15 protein-coding genes are annotated in these 15,457 nt (G+C 67.7%); 11 read left to right on the forward strand and 4 right to left on the reverse strand.

Annotated features, from left to right (window positions below; all coding sequences use genetic code 11):
* Window positions 1-118: 118 nt before the first annotated feature.
* Window positions 119-2,131 carry a M3 family metallopeptidase gene (locus BLR03_RS10545; RefSeq protein WP_091252331.1) on the reverse strand — a complete coding sequence of 671 codons (2,013 nt, stop codon included), beginning with the start codon at window positions 2,129-2,131 and terminating at the stop codon, window positions 119-121.
* An 82-nt stretch (window positions 2,132-2,213) separates the two neighbouring features.
* Here BLR03_RS10545 and BLR03_RS10550 point away from each other — a divergent pair, with 82 nt between their 5' ends.
* From BLR03_RS10550 to BLR03_RS10560, 3 genes are all read left to right on the forward strand, one after another.
* Entirely contained in the window at window positions 2,214-3,473 is a 1,260-nt protein-coding gene (locus BLR03_RS10550) for a CapA family protein (RefSeq protein ID WP_091252333.1), read from the forward strand.
* 11 nt (window positions 3,474-3,484) lie between these two features.
* A complete protein-coding gene (locus tag BLR03_RS10555; RefSeq protein WP_254788375.1) occupies window positions 3,485-4,336 on the forward strand; it encodes an alpha/beta fold hydrolase in 852 nt (283 codons plus the stop codon).
* A 69-nt stretch (window positions 4,337-4,405) separates the two neighbouring features.
* Window positions 4,406-5,185 (forward strand): alpha/beta fold hydrolase, encoded by a 780-nt coding sequence (locus BLR03_RS10560; RefSeq protein ID WP_175460489.1) that lies wholly within the window; start codon window positions 4,406-4,408, stop codon window positions 5,183-5,185.
* 62 nt (window positions 5,186-5,247) lie between these two features.
* Here the strand turns inward: BLR03_RS10560 and BLR03_RS10565 are convergent, their stop codons facing one another.
* Genes BLR03_RS10565 through BLR03_RS10575 form a run of 3 tightly spaced genes read right to left on the reverse strand, consistent with a single transcriptional unit; the run spans window position 5,248 to window position 7,836 of the window.
* Window positions 5,248-5,736: a GNAT family N-acetyltransferase gene (locus BLR03_RS10565; RefSeq protein WP_091252414.1), complete on the reverse strand. Its 489-nt coding sequence runs from the start codon at window positions 5,734-5,736 to the stop codon at window positions 5,248-5,250.
* 19 nt (window positions 5,737-5,755) lie between these two features.
* On the reverse strand, window positions 5,756-6,550 hold the full coding sequence (locus tag BLR03_RS10570; RefSeq protein ID WP_302846585.1) for a type 1 glutamine amidotransferase: 795 nt from the start codon (window positions 6,548-6,550) through the stop codon (window positions 5,756-5,758).
* The gene (locus tag BLR03_RS10575; protein WP_091252337.1) at window positions 6,547-7,836 is read right to left on the reverse strand and encodes a Mur ligase family protein; all 1,290 of its coding nucleotides are present in this window, start codon (window positions 7,834-7,836) and stop codon (window positions 6,547-6,549) included. Before BLR03_RS10575 ends, BLR03_RS10570 begins: the two co-directional genes overlap by 4 nt.
* A 92-nt stretch (window positions 7,837-7,928) precedes the next feature.
* Here BLR03_RS10575 and pdxT point away from each other — a divergent pair, with 92 nt between their 5' ends.
* From pdxT to secF, 8 genes are all read left to right on the forward strand, one after another.
* On the forward strand, window positions 7,929-8,630 hold the full coding sequence (gene pdxT / locus BLR03_RS10580; protein WP_091252339.1) for a pyridoxal 5'-phosphate synthase glutaminase subunit PdxT: 702 nt from the start codon (window positions 7,929-7,931) through the stop codon (window positions 8,628-8,630).
* A 3-nt stretch (window positions 8,631-8,633) separates the two neighbouring features.
* Window positions 8,634-9,389, forward strand: a complete 756-nt coding sequence (locus tag BLR03_RS10585; RefSeq protein ID WP_091252341.1) for a YebC/PmpR family DNA-binding transcriptional regulator — start codon at window positions 8,634-8,636, stop codon at window positions 9,387-9,389.
* A 48-nt stretch (window positions 9,390-9,437) separates the two neighbouring features.
* Window positions 9,438-10,025 (forward strand): crossover junction endodeoxyribonuclease RuvC, encoded by a 588-nt coding sequence (gene ruvC, locus BLR03_RS10590; protein WP_091252422.1) that lies wholly within the window; start codon window positions 9,438-9,440, stop codon window positions 10,023-10,025.
* A gap of 100 nt (window positions 10,026-10,125) precedes the next feature.
* The gene (gene ruvA, locus BLR03_RS10595) at window positions 10,126-10,770 is read left to right on the forward strand and encodes a Holliday junction branch migration protein RuvA (RefSeq protein ID WP_091252343.1); all 645 of its coding nucleotides are present in this window, start codon (window positions 10,126-10,128) and stop codon (window positions 10,768-10,770) included.
* Window positions 10,763-11,887: a Holliday junction branch migration DNA helicase RuvB gene (gene ruvB, locus BLR03_RS10600; RefSeq protein ID WP_091252345.1), complete on the forward strand. Its 1,125-nt coding sequence runs from the start codon at window positions 10,763-10,765 to the stop codon at window positions 11,885-11,887. The genes ruvA and ruvB overlap by 8 nt, the downstream gene beginning before the upstream one ends.
* Before the next feature lie 212 nt (window positions 11,888-12,099).
* Window positions 12,100-12,522, forward strand: a complete 423-nt coding sequence (gene yajC, locus BLR03_RS10605; RefSeq protein WP_091252347.1) for a preprotein translocase subunit YajC — start codon at window positions 12,100-12,102, stop codon at window positions 12,520-12,522.
* 104 nt (window positions 12,523-12,626) lie between these two features.
* A complete protein-coding gene (gene secD / locus BLR03_RS10610; RefSeq protein WP_091252349.1) occupies window positions 12,627-14,402 on the forward strand; it encodes a protein translocase subunit SecD in 1,776 nt (591 codons plus the stop codon).
* The gene (secF, locus tag BLR03_RS10615) at window positions 14,403-15,422 is read left to right on the forward strand and encodes a protein translocase subunit SecF (protein WP_091252351.1); all 1,020 of its coding nucleotides are present in this window, start codon (window positions 14,403-14,405) and stop codon (window positions 15,420-15,422) included.
* Window positions 15,423-15,457: the final 35 nt, after the last annotated feature.

The following is a 15,457-nucleotide window of genomic DNA, read 5'->3' on the forward strand; positions in this document are numbered from 1 at the left end:
CGGCGGCGAGTCACCTTTCCTGGGTGACTCGCCGCCGTCGTGCGTTAACCCCATCGATTGCTCCGCAAACGCCCTTATCAAGCTTCAAAAGGGCGCCTGCGGAGCAACCGATGAAGGGTTAGTCGAGGCCGCGGCGCTTCAGCAGCGGTTCGAGGTCCGCGTCCCGGCCGCGGAAGGCACGGAATGACTCCAGCGGGTCCCGGCTGTTGCCGCGGGAGAGCAGCTCCGCCCGGAAGAAGTTGCCGTTGTCGCGGCTGAGGCCGCCGTGTTCCTTGAACCATTCCACGGTGTCGGCGTCCAGGACTTCGCTCCAGATGTAGGAGTAGTAGCCGGCGGCATACCAGCCGCCGGCGAATATGTGCTGGAAGTAGCCGGTCCGGTAGCGCGGCGGGATCAGGCTGTGCGCGATGCCCGCCGCTGCGAGGGCCTTGGCTTCGAATTCCACCGCATCCTCGGGGATGTCGGAGCCGTCCAGGACATGCCACGCCAGGTCCAGCATGGCCGCGCCGAGGTATTCCGTGGTGCCAAAGCCTTCGCCCCAGAGCTGCGCGGCGTTGAGTTTGTCTACGGTGTCCTGCGGCAGGGGCTCGCCGGTCGCATGGTGGCGTGCATAGTTGGCCAGGACCTCGGGCCACATGATCCACATTTCGTTGACCTGCGACGGGTATTCCACGAAGTCCCGCGGCACGTTCGTACCGGAGAACCGGGGATAGGTGACGGCGGAGAACAGGCCGTGGAGGGCATGGCCGAACTCGTGGAATGTGGTGCGGAGCTCGTCCAGGGTCAGCAGGGTGGGCTCGCCGGCCGGCGGCTTGGAGATATTGAGGTTGTTAATCACCACCGGGCGGGTGTTCAACAGTCCGGACTGCTCCACGAGGGAGTTCATCCAGGCGCCTCCACGCTTGGTGTCGCGGGTGTAGTAGTCGCCCAGGAAAAGGCCCAGGTCCGTGCCGTCGGAATTCTTCACTTCCCAGACGCGCACGTCCGGGTGATAGCCGGCCAGGTCCGCCCGTTCGTGGAACGTGATCCCGTACAAGGCATTCGCCGCGAAGAACACGCCGTCGTTCAGGACCCGGTCCAGCTCGAAGTAGGGGCGCAGGGCCTGCTCGTCCACGGCGTACCGCTCACGCTTGACCTCGGCCGAGTAGTACGCCCAGTCCCAGGCCTCGAGCGGGTGCCCGGCGGCCTCGGCCAGCGCCTCGGCCTCGGCGTCGGCATTGCGGACGGCGGCAGGGGCCAGCCGGCTCATCATGTCCTGCACGGCCTGGAAGTCCGGTGCCGTCTGCCGGTCCACCGTCAGCTCGGCGAAGTTCGCGAACCCCAGAAGGCTCGCCTTCTCGGCGCGGAGCCGGACCATGTCCTTGACCAGGTCGAGCACATCGAAGCTGCCGCCGTCGCTGCCGCGGCCGATCGAGGCCTCGTAGAGCCGCCGGCGGACATCCCGGTTCGAAAGGGCGGCCATGGCGGGCTGGTTGCTGGGCTGGATCAGCGTCAGCAGGAACTTGCCCTCGTGCCCGGCGGTCCGCGCGGCCTCGGCGGCGCTGGCGATGTCGTCGTCGGGCAGTCCGGTGAGGTCGGCAGCGTCGTCCAGCAGCAGGGCAGCAGACTTCATGCCTTCCTTGACGCGCTGCCCGAACTCCGTGCCGAGCCTGGCAAGCTCGGCGTTGACGGCCTTGAGCCGCTCCTGGCCGGCGTCGTCGAGCTGGATGCCCGAGGCACGGAACTCCTTGAGGTATTCGTCCACGAGCCGGGCGGACTCCGAGTCCAGGGCGGTCGTGTCCAGCGCCGCGAAGCGTTCGTAGAGCTTCCGGTTGAGGTACACCGCATCCTGGTGGGCGGAAAAGAGCGGGGAAAGGCGGGTCTCGAGATCGCGGATGGCATCTGAGGCGTGCGCGGAAACCAGCGTGAAGAACGAGGCGGCCGCCCGTTCCAGGAGCCGGCCGGAACGTTCCATGGCCAAGGCGGTGTTCTCGAAAGACGGGGCCGCCGGGTCGGACACGATGGCCTGGATCTCGGCGAGATGCTCAGCCAGGCCGGCTTCAACGGCCTCGGCGTAGTGCGCGTCTTGGATCTGCGCGAAAGGCGGCAGGCCGTAGGGCAGGGTGCTGGGGCTCAGGAGGGGATTGGTCATGAAGCGACTCTTTCATGCAGGACGCGGGTTCTCAACGATCGCCTCAGTGTGTTGTGGCTGCCCCCACCGTAGGATGGCCGGCATGGGGAACCTCAGTGCCGGTCTGCGTGGCCGGATCGTTGCCGCTGCCTCCGCCGTTGCCTCAGCCGTTGTCCTGGCGGTGTTGTTGGCATCCTGCGGACTCCTCGCCGGACCAGGCGAACCAAGTCCGTCGCCGGCAACCGGCAGCACCGGGGAAGCGGCAGAGGGCCCCGGGCCGCCGTCGGGCACGCCGACGCCGACGCCGGGTAAGGGTCCCGGCTGTGCGGCCGTCCGCTGCACCTCCGTCCTGGTCACCGGGGACATGCTGGTTCACCCCCAGCTCTGGCAGCAGGCCCGCGAGGACGCCCGCGCTGCCGGTGCCGCGGGGCTGGACTTCGGGCCGTTGCTGGAGGGCCAGCGGCGCTACATCGAGCAGAGCGACGTGGCGATCTGCCATCTGGAGACCCCGGTGGCGGGCCCGGACGGACCGTTCTCCGGGTATCCCTCCTTCAACGTACCGCCGCAGATTATCACCGCCGTGCGGGGTGTGGGCTATCAGGCCTGCACGACGGCCAGCAACCACACGGTTGACCGCGGCACCGCTGGCCTCGTCCGCACCCTGGACGCCCTCGACGCCGCCGGGCTGCGGCACTCAGGCTCATACCGGACCGAGGCGGAGTCGCAGGGAGTCCTGATCCTGCAGACTCCAGCGGCCAGAATCGCCGTCGTCGATGCCACGTACGGCCTCAACGGGCTGCGTGCCGAACAGTCCTGGCAGGTCGACCTGCTCGATCCGGCCGCAATGATTTCCAAGGCGCGCAAGGCCCGGGCATTGGGCGCGGACATCGTGCTGGGGGTCATGCACGCCGGCGATGAGTACTCCAGTGAACCGAACGCCCAGCAGCGGGAGGTCGCCCATACGCTTGTGGACAGCGGCCAGTTCAGCATGATCTACGGTCACCACAGCCATTCGGTGCTGCCGATCGAGAAGTACAAAGGCACGTGGATTGTGTACGGGCTCGGCAATGGCATCACGGAACTCTCGCCATCGTTCGCGGTCAACAACGAGGGCCTGTTGGTCCGGGTGCAGTTCAGCCAGGACGCGGCCGGGGCCTGGGCTGCCTCGGACCTGGCCTGGGCGCCGTCGGTGGTAGTCCGCGGACCCTACCGCTGGTGTTCGGTGGCTGCCGACGCGCCGCAGGGCCGTTGTGCAGGTACGGCGGCGGACGCCGCCACGCGCCGGCGCACCACGGCAGCGGTCGAGTCGATGGGCGCCGCGGCCGCGGGCGCTCACGAGCTTATTCTTTCCCGGAAGCCCTAAGCTTGGGCGGCATGGAGATGATCAACGAACGGCGGCGTACCGTCGCGTCGCGCGGGGCCGACCTGGCCGTGTTCGAGTTTGGCCCGGAACCGGGACCGGACGTGCCCACCCTGCTCCTGGTTCACGGCTACCCTGACGACCATCGGGTGTTCCTGCCGGCCATCCGGGAGCTGGCCCGGACCCACCATGTGGTGGCCTACGACACCCGCAACGCCGGCGCATCCGCCGTCCACGGCCCGGACGGGGACTATTCACTGACGACGCTCGTGGACGACGTCTTCGCCGTGCTGGCCGCTGCCGGCACCCCGGCGGTCCATCTCGTCGGGCACGACTGGGGGTCGATCCAAGGCTGGGCAGCCGTGCAGGACCCCAGGGCGGCCGGCCGGATCAGCCGCTACACGAGCATTTCCGGCCCCGACCTGGGGCACTTCTCCCGCTGGATCCGAGGACGCGTCCGGAACCCGCGGGCCTGGCCGGAGCTGACAGGGCAGCTCCTGCGCAGCTGGTATGTCGGGGCGTTCCTCGTCCCTGTCCTGCCGGAAGCCGCGTGGCGGCTGTTCTTGACCCGGCGCTACGAAAGGACGGCAAAGCGCGACGTCGGCAACGATCCCGTCCGGGGCCTGGCCCTGTACCGCAGCAACTTCCGCGGCCCGCGGAAACCGGCCGCCCCGGTCCGGGTGACCGTTCCGGTGCACGTCGTCGTGCCGCTGAAGGACCCGTTCCTGGTGCCGGGCCTCGTCGAGGGGCTCGAAGCGTGGGTGGACGATGTAACAGTCACCAGGGTGGACGGCGGGCACTGGTGGCCCGCCACCCGGCCGGCCGAGTTCGCGGCACTGTTGCGGCAGTCGGGAGCGACGCCTTAGGGCGGCATGGTGATGGCGGGGTTGGCCGGGGACGAAAGATCACCGCGGAACGGGGTGTTCCGCAACGGGATGGAATACGTGACGTGGGGCCGGGGCGGGAAGTCCCTGCTGTTCGTCCAGGGCGGGCCGGGGAGCTCCGTGCCGCGGGGGCTGCTGGGTGCCCTGTTCCGGCGGGAGTTTGATGCCTACCTCAAGGCCGGCTACGCCGTCTGGATCGTCACCCGCCGGCGCAACATGCCGCCGTCGCACACGGTCGCCGACATGGCTGAGGACTACGCACGGCTGATTGCCGAGGAGTTCGGGGGACGGGTGGACCTGGTGGTGGCCGAATCCTTCGGCGGAATGATCGGGCAGCACCTGGCCGCCTTCCACCCGGAGTCGTTCCGGCACATCGCCTTGGTGGTCACGGGGGCCGAGCTCAGCGCGTGGGGCAAGGACGTGGACCACCGGATGGCTGCGGCCGTCACCGGCGGCGATACGGCCGGCGCGGGGACTGCCCTGGCGGAGTACCTCTTCCGCGGTCCGCGCACGCACTGGCTGCGGACGCTGGTAGGACCCGCCGTCGGCAGGCGCGTGATGGGCCGTTCCGGCTGCCCCGGCGCGGACGTCCTGACCGAGGCCCGGGCCGGGTTGGCCTTCGACGCGCGGTCCATTCTGCCGCTGATCCGGCCGCCCGTCCTGCTCCTCTGCGGCGGCCGGGACGCGTTCTTCCCTCGGTCCGTCATCGAGGAGACCGCGCGTCTGATCCCGGACTGCACCCTCACCGTCTATCAGCGATGGGGCCATGTCCGGACGGCATCCAGCAGACGGGTGCCCCGGGACGTCCTGGCTTTCGTCCGGGCGCGTTGATGGCAGACCCGGCCGGTGGACAGCTACGCGAACCAGACCGGCACCGGCCGGCGGCCCACGGGCTACCCGGCGGCGGCCGGCTGTTCGATGTCGGCAGTGAGGTCGAGGCTCATGAAGACGCTGTGCGGATCGGGCTCGTAGCCGGCGAACGGCGGGCATTCCGCGAAGCCGTGCCGGTTATACAGCCGCCGCGCGGGGGCGAAAAACTCGTGGCTGCCGGTCTCCAGGAACAGCCGACGGTACCCGCTGGTCCGGGCCTCGGCCAGGAGATGGCGGAGCAGCGCCGCGGCGACGCCCTGCCCGCGCGCCGGTTCCGCGGTGCGCATCGACTTGATCTCGCCGTCGCCGGTGGCCAAGTGCTTCATTGCCGCGCAGCCAAGAAGCCGTAAGTCCCCCCGCGCGGTCCAGAAGCTGATGCCTGGTCCGGCCAAGGCGGCGGGATCGAGGGCGTGAACGCTCTCCGGCGGGGAGGTCGCGTACATGTCGGCCAGGTGCCCGGCCAGAAGCTGCCGGACGTCCTCCCGCTCGGGGGTGTCCCGCTCAATCAGCATGCCGTCGCCTGCCCGGGAATCAGCGTGGCCGGCGTGCGGCGTGTTCACGCGCCAGTACCGCGTAGGAGTCGTCCGGTGTGCCCGGCGTGAAGCTTCCGTACTTGCGTTCGACGGCGGTCCGGATCAGGAAGTCGGCCAGGGCCGGGTTCTTGGGGAGCAGTGAGCCGTGCAGGTAGCTCGCCACGATGTTGCGGTAGCGGGCGCCTTCCTGGCCGTCGGTGCTGTTGTTGCCGGTGCCTTTGGCCGTGGTTCCGAGCGGCTGCACGCCGGGTCCCAGGGTGGTCTGGCCGCTGTGGTTCTCGTAGCCGAGGATGTTGCCGAACTCGGGGGAGGAGACGGTGACGTTCCCGATCAGGCGTTCGTCGGTGCCGTGGGTCTCCACGTCCAGGATGCCGATGCCCGGGATGACCGAGCCCAGCCGCGTCTTGAAGAACTTCCCGAAGAGCTGGTAGAGCCCGCAGATCACGAGCATCGGGGTGCCGTCCTCGGCCAGTTGCTTCAGCGTGGACTCGCGGGAGAGAAGGTCATCCTGGATGACGAGCTGTCCGCTGTCCTGCCCGCCGCCGCCCACAATGAGGTCCACGTCCGCGGGGAACTGGTCGCCGACGTTGTATTCGAGCAGTTCCGGGGTGTAACCGTGCCAGCGCAGCCGCTGGGCCAGGACCAGGGCGTTGCCCCAGTCGCCGTAGATGTTCATGTCCCGCGGGTAGAGCTGCAGGACCCGGATGGTTCCCTTGCTCGGGGCGGCGGAGTCTTCGGGCGGGAGCTCGTGCCCGAAGGAGAGCTCGTGCGATTCCGGGGACTGGGGGGTCATGAGACCACCTCCACTGTGGTGATTTTGGACAGCTCGCGGCGGATCGCCAGCATGGCCGTATACGTGCAGAAGACCCGTTTCGGCTTGCCCTGGGCGCCGCGGATGAACGCGGCCAGCGCCGGCGCGATCTCCGTGTCGACGGCGCCGACGGCGACGTCGTCATACTGCAGGCGCAGCGCCATGTCGTAGGCGCGGGAGCCCGTGAGCTGGTCCACGCCGCCATCGCGGAGGGTGTCGAATTCGACGTCCCACAGCCAGGACATGTCCCGGCCGTCGGCGTAGTTGTCATTGATGGCGATCATGGTGGCATACCCGGCGGCCGGGAAGGATTTCAGGCCGAGCCGGAAGCCGCTGGGGTTCTTGACCAGCACCAGCTCCAGCGGCAGGCCATCGACCACAAGGCTCTCGCCGCGGCCGAACGCCGGCGCCACCTGGGAGAGGGCCGTGAGCAGTCCCGCCTGGTCGGTGCCCGTGCCGCGGGCGCCTGAGATCGCCCGGGCCAGGGTCAGCGCGGCGGCGGCGTTGAAGATGTTGTAGACGCCGCGCAGCTTCATCGCGGTGGTGACCGTCCCGCCGTCGTACTCGAAATCGGCGTCATCGACGCCCACGCGGCGCAGCACGACGTCGGCGGCCGGCCGGGCGGGGGCGGCCGGGACCGGGCTCCCCGGGGCCGCGCGCATGTCGTCGTCGTTGGGGAAGGTGCTCAGGAGGGAATCGTCCAGCCCGAAGTAGAGCACCTCCGGCCCGTCCAGGGTCGCCGCGATCCGGGCGACGCGGGGGTCTTCCCTGTTCAGGACCACGGTCCCGGTGGTTTGGGAGGCGATGTGCTGGAGGAGCTCGGCGGTCTTGTCGATCTCGCCGAACCGGTCCAGCTGGTCCCGGAGGACATTGAGCAGGAGGCTGTAGCGCGGCGGGACCTTGTTCACGAAGTGCACCGCGTGCGCCTCGTCCAGTTCCAGGACCGCGACGTCGGCATCCAGCCGGCCGCGCCAGTCCACCTCGCCCAAGAGCGCCGCGGCCACGCCGCGGGTGAAATTGCTGCCGGTGCGGTTCGTGAAGACCTTCAGTCCCTGGCTCTCCAGCAGTTCCACCACCATTTTCGTGGTGGTTGTTTTCCCGTTCGTGCCACTGACGACGGCGACCCCCAGGGGCAGCGTGGACAGTGTCCGTTGCATGAAGCCGGGATCGATTTTTTCGACCACAAGCCCGGGAAGGGCCGAGCCTCCGCCCCTGAGCCGGGAGACCCGGCGGACGAGCTTGCCGAGCGGAACGCTGAAGTAAAGCATGCTCTGTAATATATCCCAGCAGAGGCATGGAACCCGGACGCCGGGTCCGGTCGCATGCGTCCCCGGCAGGCGCGGCACATTATGCTGTGGGGATGACCACCCCCTCTATTTCCCCTGAATCCCGCGCGGGTTCAGGCCTCCGGATCGGCGTCCTGGCGCTTCAGGGCGATTTCCGGGAGCACCTGCATGCCGTTGAGGCCGCCGGCGCCTCGGGCGTCGGGGTCCGCCGCCCCGCCGAACTTGACGGCCTGGACGGGCTCATCATCCCCGGCGGCGAGTCGACCACGATCGACAAGCTCTCCAGGATCTTCGGACTCCGCGATCCGCTGCGCGAGCGCATCCGGGCCGGCCTGCCCGTCTACGGCTCCTGCGCCGGCATGATCCTGCTCGCGGACGAAATCGCGGACCCCGCGACGGATCTCGCCGGGAACCCGCAGCAGACCTTCGGCGGGCTCGACATCACCGTGCGCCGCAACGCCTTCGGCCGGCAGCGGGAGTCCTTCGAGACGGACCTCGATTTCAAGGGGCTGGAGTTCAGCGCCGACGGGGGCGCCGTGGCTCCGGTCCACGCCGTCTTCATCCGCGGTCCCTGGGTGGAGCGCGTCGGCGGGGGCGTCGAGGTCCTGGCCCAGGTGGAACCCTCCAAAGCCGGCCACCCCGAGTCGTTGGACGGGACGGCTAGAATTGTTGCTGTGCGTTCCGGCCAGCTGCTGGCGACCTCCTTCCACCCGGAAGTGACAGGGGAAAAACGCGTGCACGAACTGTTTATTCGAATGATCAGAGGAGAAGCGTAAAGCATGTCAGGCCACTCCAAATGGGCGACGACCAAGCACAAGAAGGCCATCCTCGATAGCCGACGGGCCAAGTCCTTCGCCAAGCTGATCAAGAACATCGAAGTCGCCGCGCGCATGGGCGGCCCGGACCTTGCCGGCAACCCGAGCCTGGAACTCGCTGTCACCAAGGCCAAGAAGACCTCGGTGCCTGCTGACAACATCGACCGCGCCATCAAGCGCGGAGCCGGCCTCACTGGCGAGGTCGTCGACTACACCGAGATCATGTACGAGTGCCGCGGCCCGCAGGGTTCCGCACTGCTGATCGAGTGCCTCACGGACAACAAGAACCGCGCCGCCTCCGAGGTCCGCCTCGCCATCTCCCGCAACGGCGGCACGATCGCGGACCCCGGTTCGGTCAGCTACCTCTTCAGCCGCAAGGGCGTCGTCTCGCTGCCGAAGAACGGCCTGAGCGAGGACGACGTCCTGATGGCCGTCCTCGACGCCGGTGCCGAGGAAGTCAAGGACAACGGCGACAGCTTCGAGATCCACTCCGAGCCCACCGACCTGCAGGCCATCCGTGACGCGCTCAAGGAAGCGGGAATCGAATACGACACCGACGAGGCCGAGTTTGTGCCCTCGATGCAGGTGCCGTTGGACCTCGACGCCGCCAAGAAGTTCATGAAGCTCGTCGATGCCCTGGAGGAACTCGACGACGTCCAGAACGTCTACAGCAACGCCGACCTCAGCGACGAAGTGCAGGCCGCACTGGAAGCCGAGTGACGCTGTCACGTCGCCGTGATTTTGAGGCCCGGTCTTGACGGCCCCAGCGTGACGCTGCGCGTCCTGGGCGTTGACCCGGGCCTCACCCGTTGCGGCATCGGTGTGGTTGACGTCGAAAAGAACCGGCGCGCCACGATGGTGGCGTTCGGCGTCGTGGGAACCTCGCCCGAGGAGAGCCTGGACCAGCGGCTGCTCGTCATCGCAACGTCGATCGACGAGTGGCTGGACACGTACGAACCGCACGTCCTCGCCGTTGAACGGGTCTTTTCCCAGCTAAACGTCAGCACCGTCATGGGGGTGGCCCAGGCCTCCGGCGTGGTCATCGCGGCCGCCGCGCGCCGCGGCATCCCGGTGGCGCTGCACACGCCGTCGGAAGTCAAAGCCGCCGTCACGGGAAGCGGCACCTCCAACAAGGACGCCGTCACCAAACTGGTGACCAAGATCCTCCGGCTGGACGCGCCGCCGCGGCCGGCCGACGCCGCTGACGCCCTCGCCCTGGCCATTACCCACGCCTGGCGTGCCGGGAACGGCACGTCCACCAAGGATGCAGTGACCACGGGGCCGGGCAGCCAGTCCCTCACCCCCGCCCAGCGCGCATGGGCCGACGCCGAGGCAAAAGCGCGCCGTGCGCGCTGAATGTCCGCGGCGCTTGCTACGCTATTCGTAGATATGTTCGGATAACCGGGTTGCCCTTCCTTGATATGCCCGGTTTCGCTGTAACCCCAGGAGCCCGGCTTTGATCAGTTTTCTTCGCGGAACCGTAGCGCATGTTGGCCTGTCCTCCGCCGTGATCGACCTCAATGGGGCCGGCATGAGCGTCAACGCCACGCCGCAGACCCTCAGCAGCCTCCGGGTGGGGGACGAAGGCAAGCTGTTCACGTCCCTGATCGTGCGCGAGGACTCGCTGACGCTCTTCGGCTTCGCGAGCGACGACGAGCGGGAAGTGTTCGATGTCCTGCTCAGCGTCAGCGGCGTCGGACCCCGCCTCGCCCTGGCCGTGCTGGCCGTCCACGAACCCGAAGCCATCCGGGTGGCCGCCCACTCCGGCGACGGCAAGGCCTTCACGAAGGTCCCCGGCATCGGACCCAAGGTGGCCGGCCGGATCGTGCTGGAACTCGCCGGCAAGCTCGTACCGCACGGCACCGCGGGTGCGTCGGTCCCGGCGGTGTCCGCCGAGTCCGTCTGGAAGCCGCAGGTCATCGCGGCGATGACCAGCCTTGGCTGGTCCGAAAAGGATGCCGCCGCCAGCATCGACAAATCCCTCGCCGATTCCCCCGATCTGGCCGCCAACGGCAACGTGGCGGAAATCCTCCGCGCAACCCTGCGGTGGCTGGGCCAGGACGGCGCCCGCGCCGGGAACCGGGTAGGCGCGCGTGGCTGAGCCGTCGATTGTCACCGGGGGAGAGGAGCCGGAGGAGCGCGCCATCGAAGCCGCCCTGCGGCCCAAGAACCTCCACGACTTCGTCGGCCAGCACCGCGTCCGGAAGCAGTTGTCCCTCGTCCTGGAAGCCTCGCGCATGCGCGGCCGCAGCGCGGACCACGTGTTGCTCTCGGGTCCGCCGGGCCTGGGCAAGACGACGCTGTCCATGATCATCGCCGCCGAAATGAACGTTCCGCTGCGGATCAGCAGCGGGCCGGCCATCCAGCACGCCGGCGACCTCGCGGCCATCCTGTCCTCGCTCTCCGAGGGCGAAGTCCTGTTCCTCGACGAAATCCACCGCATGTCCCGGCCGGCAGAGGAAATGCTGTACATGGCGATGGAGGACTTCCGCGTCGACATCGTCGTCGGCAAGGGCGCCGGCGCCACCGCGATCCCGCTGGAGCTGCCGCCCTTCACCCTGGTCGGCGCCACCACACGGGCCGGCCTGCTCCCGGGGCCGCTGCGTGACCGCTTCGGATTCACCGGCCACCTCGAGTTCTACTCCGTCGAGGAGCTGGAACTCGTCCTGCGGCGCTCGGCCGGGCTGCTGGACTTGAAGGTCAACTCGGCAGGATTCAGCGAGATCGCCGGACGGTCCCGGGGCACGCCGCGCATCGCCAACCGGCTCCTGCGGCGGGTCCGGGACTGGGCGCTCGTGCACGGCATCGAACAAATCGATGCGCGGGCGGCGTCCGCGGCCCTGGACATGTACGAGGTGGACAAGCGCGGCCTGGACCGGTTGGACCGCGCCGTTCTGGAAGCCCTCATTACCAAGTTCGGCGGCGGCCCCGTGGGCCTGTCCACCCTCGCGATCGCCGTCGGCGAGGAAACCGAGACCGTGGAAACGGTCGCCGAGCCCTACCTCGTTCGCGAGGGGCTACTGGGCCGGACCCCTCGGGGCCGCATTGCCCTGGCGCCGGCATGGACCCACTTGGGCTTCGCCGTTCCCCCCGGCGCCTTCGGACAGGACCCGCTGGAATTGTTCCAGACTGACGAGCCCGACGACGGCGCGCAGGGGGAGCCCGGCGGCAACATCGCTGAGGAATCAGGTCCGGAGCGGATCCGAAATAGCCGCTAACACCGTTCCTCCAGCTTTTCCCTTTAGACTGGTATGACGCTCGGCACGTTCGGGTTTTGTTTCCGTGGGCGGAGAGCAGGTAGCCGCCGGCGGTTGGGGGATGGTCTCTCTGCCAGCTTGCTGTGCAGGCCTCTGCCGCGCCGCCCGGAGCAAACGGACGTTGCTGAAAAACAGCTATGCAAGTACAGAACGGAACTTTCCCCTTGGATCCAATGACAATTCTCCTGTTCGTCATGCTTGGCGTGTTCGTCTTTATGATGTTCCGCCGCAACAAGAAGACGCAGCAGCAGCAGGCGGAGCTCCAGTCGAAGTTCGGCCCCGGTGTCGAGGTCATGACGAGCTTCGGACTGTTCGGCCGGATCGTCGACATCAATGAAGCGGAGAACAAGGTCACGCTGGAACTCTCCCCGGGCAACACCGCCACCGTGCACCGCCAGTCCGTAACCAAGATTGTGGAGCCGGTCGTTGCCGCCGACGAGCCGACGGTTGTTCCTGACGACGCATCCTCGCTGACCCTTGACAAGCCGGACGCTGAAACGCCGGATAACGCTTCCGCTTTCAACGAGCCGGCCGGCACTGAAACTCCCGAGGAAACCCTGCGCCGCCTCAACGACGAAGGTAAGAAAGACAGCTAGTCTGCCTACCTGAGCCATCCCGCGAAGCAACGGTTGCGGGCATCCGTCGGCGGGGCCAAGTGCCCGCGCCGGCGGATCCGCCGTAAATAATAGAAAGATCGACAATGGCACGAACTGGCCCCAAAAACTCAGCCATCAGGATGCTGGTCTGGCTCGGCGTAATCATCGCCGCCATGACGGCCGTCCTGGCGGGCGGCACGATTGCCGGCCAGGCCAGCTGGGCTCCCAAGCTCGCCCTGGACCTTGAAGGCGGCACCCAGATGATCCTGGCGCCCAAGGTTGAGGGCGGTTCGGGCATTACCGAAGATCAGCTCAACCAGGCCGTGGCGATCATCCGTCAGCGCGTGGACGGCTCGGGCGTCGCGGAAGCGGAAATCAGCACCCAGTCCGGCCGCAACGTCGTGGTCAGCCTCCCAGGAACTCCTGCCAAGGAAACCCGTGCCCTGATCCAGGCTTCCGCCGACATGAACTTCCGCCCCGTTATCCAGGCTGGCCCCGGCGCAGCGGTCCCCGCGGCGTCCCGGACCCCGGACGCGCAGCTGCCCAAGCCGACGGCCGCGCCTGCCAACAGCAGCGACGAGAACTGGGTTACCCCCGAGATCTACAAGCAGTTCGAGGCGCTCGACTGTGACAACCCCTCGCAGGACAAGCAGCAGCGCTCCGACCCGACCAAGCCGCTGGTTACCTGCCAGCCTGCTTCGGCGAAGTCGCCGGCGGTCAAGTACATCCTCGGTCCGGTGGAAGTCAAGGGCTCGAACATCAAGTCCTCCTCGTTCCAGCTGCAGCGCGGCGCCCAGGGTGCTGTGACGAACGAATGGGCCGTCAACATCCAGTTCGATGATGAGGGTACCGCCAAGTTCAAGGACGTCACCCAGCGCCTGTACCAGTTCTATGCCGCCGGCGGCGGTGAGTCGGGCTCGGATCCGAAGTCCCAGTTCGCCATCGTCCTGGACGACCAGGTCATCTCCGCCCCGCGTTCCCTGGCTGTCATCACCGACGGCCGCCCGCAGATCACCGGCGGCTTCACCGAGGATTCCGCGAAGGCCCTCTCCGATCAGCTCCGTTTCGGCGCCCTGCCGATCAGCTTCGAAATCCAAAGCGAACAGCAGATCTCCGCAACCCTCGGCGGGGAGCAGCTTCGCATGGGCATGCTCGCCGGCCTTATCGGGCTCCTCCTGGTGGCGGTCTACTCACTGTTCCAGTACCGGGCGCTGGGCTTCGTGACGCTGGCGTCCCTTGTGATCGCCGGCGTGCTCACGTTCCTGGCCATCGCCATCCTGGGCTGGACCGAAAACTACCGGCTTTCGCTCGCTGGCGTCGCCGGTCTGATCGTGGCCATCGGCCAGACGGCCGACTCGTTCATCGTCTACTTCGAACGCATCCGCGATGAGCTCCGCGAAGGCCGCGGCCTGGTCTCGGCCGTGGAGAACGGCTGGAAGCGGGCCAAGCGCACCATCCTCGCGTCCAAGGCCGTGAACCTCCTCGCCGCCGTAGTGCTGTTCTTCGTGGCCGTGGGCAACGTCCGCGGCTTCGCCTTCACCCTCGGTCTCACCGCGATCGCCGACCTCATCGTCGTCTTCATGTTCACCCACCCCACCCTGCAGCTGCTGGCCCGGACCAAGTTCTTCGGCGAGGGCCACAGGTTCTCGGGTCTGGATCCGAAGCGCCTGGGTGCTGTCCCGCTCTACCGCGGGGCCGGCCGGATCCGTACCCCGGAAGACAAGCCAGTGGCGGTGGTGCGCGCGAAGAACACCGGTGCAGCCGCAGAGGCCGAGCGCCGGATGACTATCGCAGAACGCCGCCTCGCCGAAAAGCAGGAACAGACACAACAGGCACAGCTCGCCGGTACCTCCAAGAGCGCGTCCAAGGAGGGCAAGTAAATGGTCAACTTCTCAACGTTCGGCAATGAGCTCTATACGGGCAAACGCTCGTACGACTTCGTCGGCTACCGGAAGATCTGGTTCCTGATTGCCGGGATCGCGGTCGCCCTGTCCATCCTGATTCCGGTTGCCAAGGGCGGCTTCAACCTCGGCATTGAATTCCGTGGCGGCTCCGAGTTCACGGTGTCCAACGTCCAGAACACGGATGCGTCCCGCGGTGAGAAAGCCGTCAAGGACGTCGTGGCGGGGTCCGTGCCACGCGTGGCCAACGTCGCCGGCAACACCATGCGCATCCAGACGGACAAGCTGTCCGATGACGAGACGCTGCAGATCAAGGAAGGCCTGACCAAGGCCTACGGCGTGACGGACAACGAGGTGACGTCGACCTTCGTCGGCCCCACCTGGGGCGCCGACGTCACCAAGCAGGCCCTCATGGGCCTGGCGATCTTCGTCGGCCTCGCCGCCGTCCTGATGGCGCTCTACTTCCGGACCTGGAAGATGTCGCTCTCGGCACTTGCCGGCATGGCTGTCACGTTGTTCATGACCGCCGGTGTCTACGCGCTCAGTGACTTCGAGGTGACGCCGTCGGCCATCATCGGCTTCCTGACCGTTCTCAGCTACTCGCTGTACGACACCGTGGTGGTGTTCGACAAGATCCGGGAGAACACCTCGGACATGCAGGCCTCCACCCGGAGGACCTTCGCCGAAGAGGTCAACCTGGCCATCAACCAGACCCTGGTCCGCTCCATCAACACCATGGTGGTAGCCATCCTTCCGGTCGCCGCCATCCTCTTCATCGGCGCCGGTCTGCTGGGCGCCGGGACCCTGCGGGACCTGTCCCTGGCGCTGTTCGTGGGCATCCTGGTCGGCACCGCCGCCACGATCTTCATCGCGGCGCCGCTGTACGCCGCGTTGCGGCAGGGCGAACCTGAACTGGTCAAGCAGGCCAAGCGGGTGGAGCAGCGGCGCGCGGAAGCGGCGGCCAAGACCGCCGCGCAGGAATCCGCCGCCACCGCCTAGGCGCAGGCTCAAGCGCATCACCGGCGGGCCGGGGA

Origin of the sequence: Arthrobacter sp. ok909 (assembly GCF_900104405.1) — a bacterium.
Classification (GTDB): Bacteria; Actinomycetota; Actinomycetes; order Actinomycetales; family Micrococcaceae; genus Arthrobacter; species Arthrobacter humicola.

Bases quoted from the DNA above. Each gene is read 5' to 3' on its own strand.
- BLR03_RS10570 (WP_302846585.1), bottom strand. From the start codon at position 6,550: ATGACCCCCCAGTCCCCGGAATCGCACGAGCTCTCCTTCGGGCACGAG.
- BLR03_RS10585 (WP_091252341.1), top strand. From the start codon at position 8,634: ATGTCAGGCCACTCCAAATGGGCGACGACCAAGCACAAGAAGGCCATC.
- BLR03_RS10550 (WP_091252333.1), top strand. From the start codon at position 2,214: ATGGGGAACCTCAGTGCCGGTCTGCGTGGCCGGATCGTTGCCGCTGCC.
- pdxT (WP_091252339.1), top strand. From the start codon at position 7,929: ATGACCACCCCCTCTATTTCCCCTGAATCCCGCGCGGGTTCAGGCCTC.
- secF (WP_091252351.1), top strand. From the start codon at position 14,403: ATGGTCAACTTCTCAACGTTCGGCAATGAGCTCTATACGGGCAAACGC.
- BLR03_RS10560 (WP_175460489.1), top strand. From the start codon at position 4,406: ATGGAATACGTGACGTGGGGCCGGGGCGGGAAGTCCCTGCTGTTCGTC.
- BLR03_RS10545 (WP_091252331.1), bottom strand. From the start codon at position 2,131: ATGACCAATCCCCTCCTGAGCCCCAGCACCCTGCCCTACGGCCTGCCG.
- BLR03_RS10575 (WP_091252337.1), bottom strand. From the start codon at position 7,836: ATGCTTTACTTCAGCGTTCCGCTCGGCAAGCTCGTCCGCCGGGTCTCC.
- secD (WP_091252349.1), top strand. From the start codon at position 12,627: ATGGCACGAACTGGCCCCAAAAACTCAGCCATCAGGATGCTGGTCTGG.
- BLR03_RS10565 (WP_091252414.1), bottom strand. From the start codon at position 5,736: ATGCTGATTGAGCGGGACACCCCCGAGCGGGAGGACGTCCGGCAGCTT.
- yajC (WP_091252347.1), top strand. From the start codon at position 12,100: ATGACAATTCTCCTGTTCGTCATGCTTGGCGTGTTCGTCTTTATGATG.
- BLR03_RS10555 (WP_254788375.1), top strand. From the start codon at position 3,485: ATGGAGATGATCAACGAACGGCGGCGTACCGTCGCGTCGCGCGGGGCC.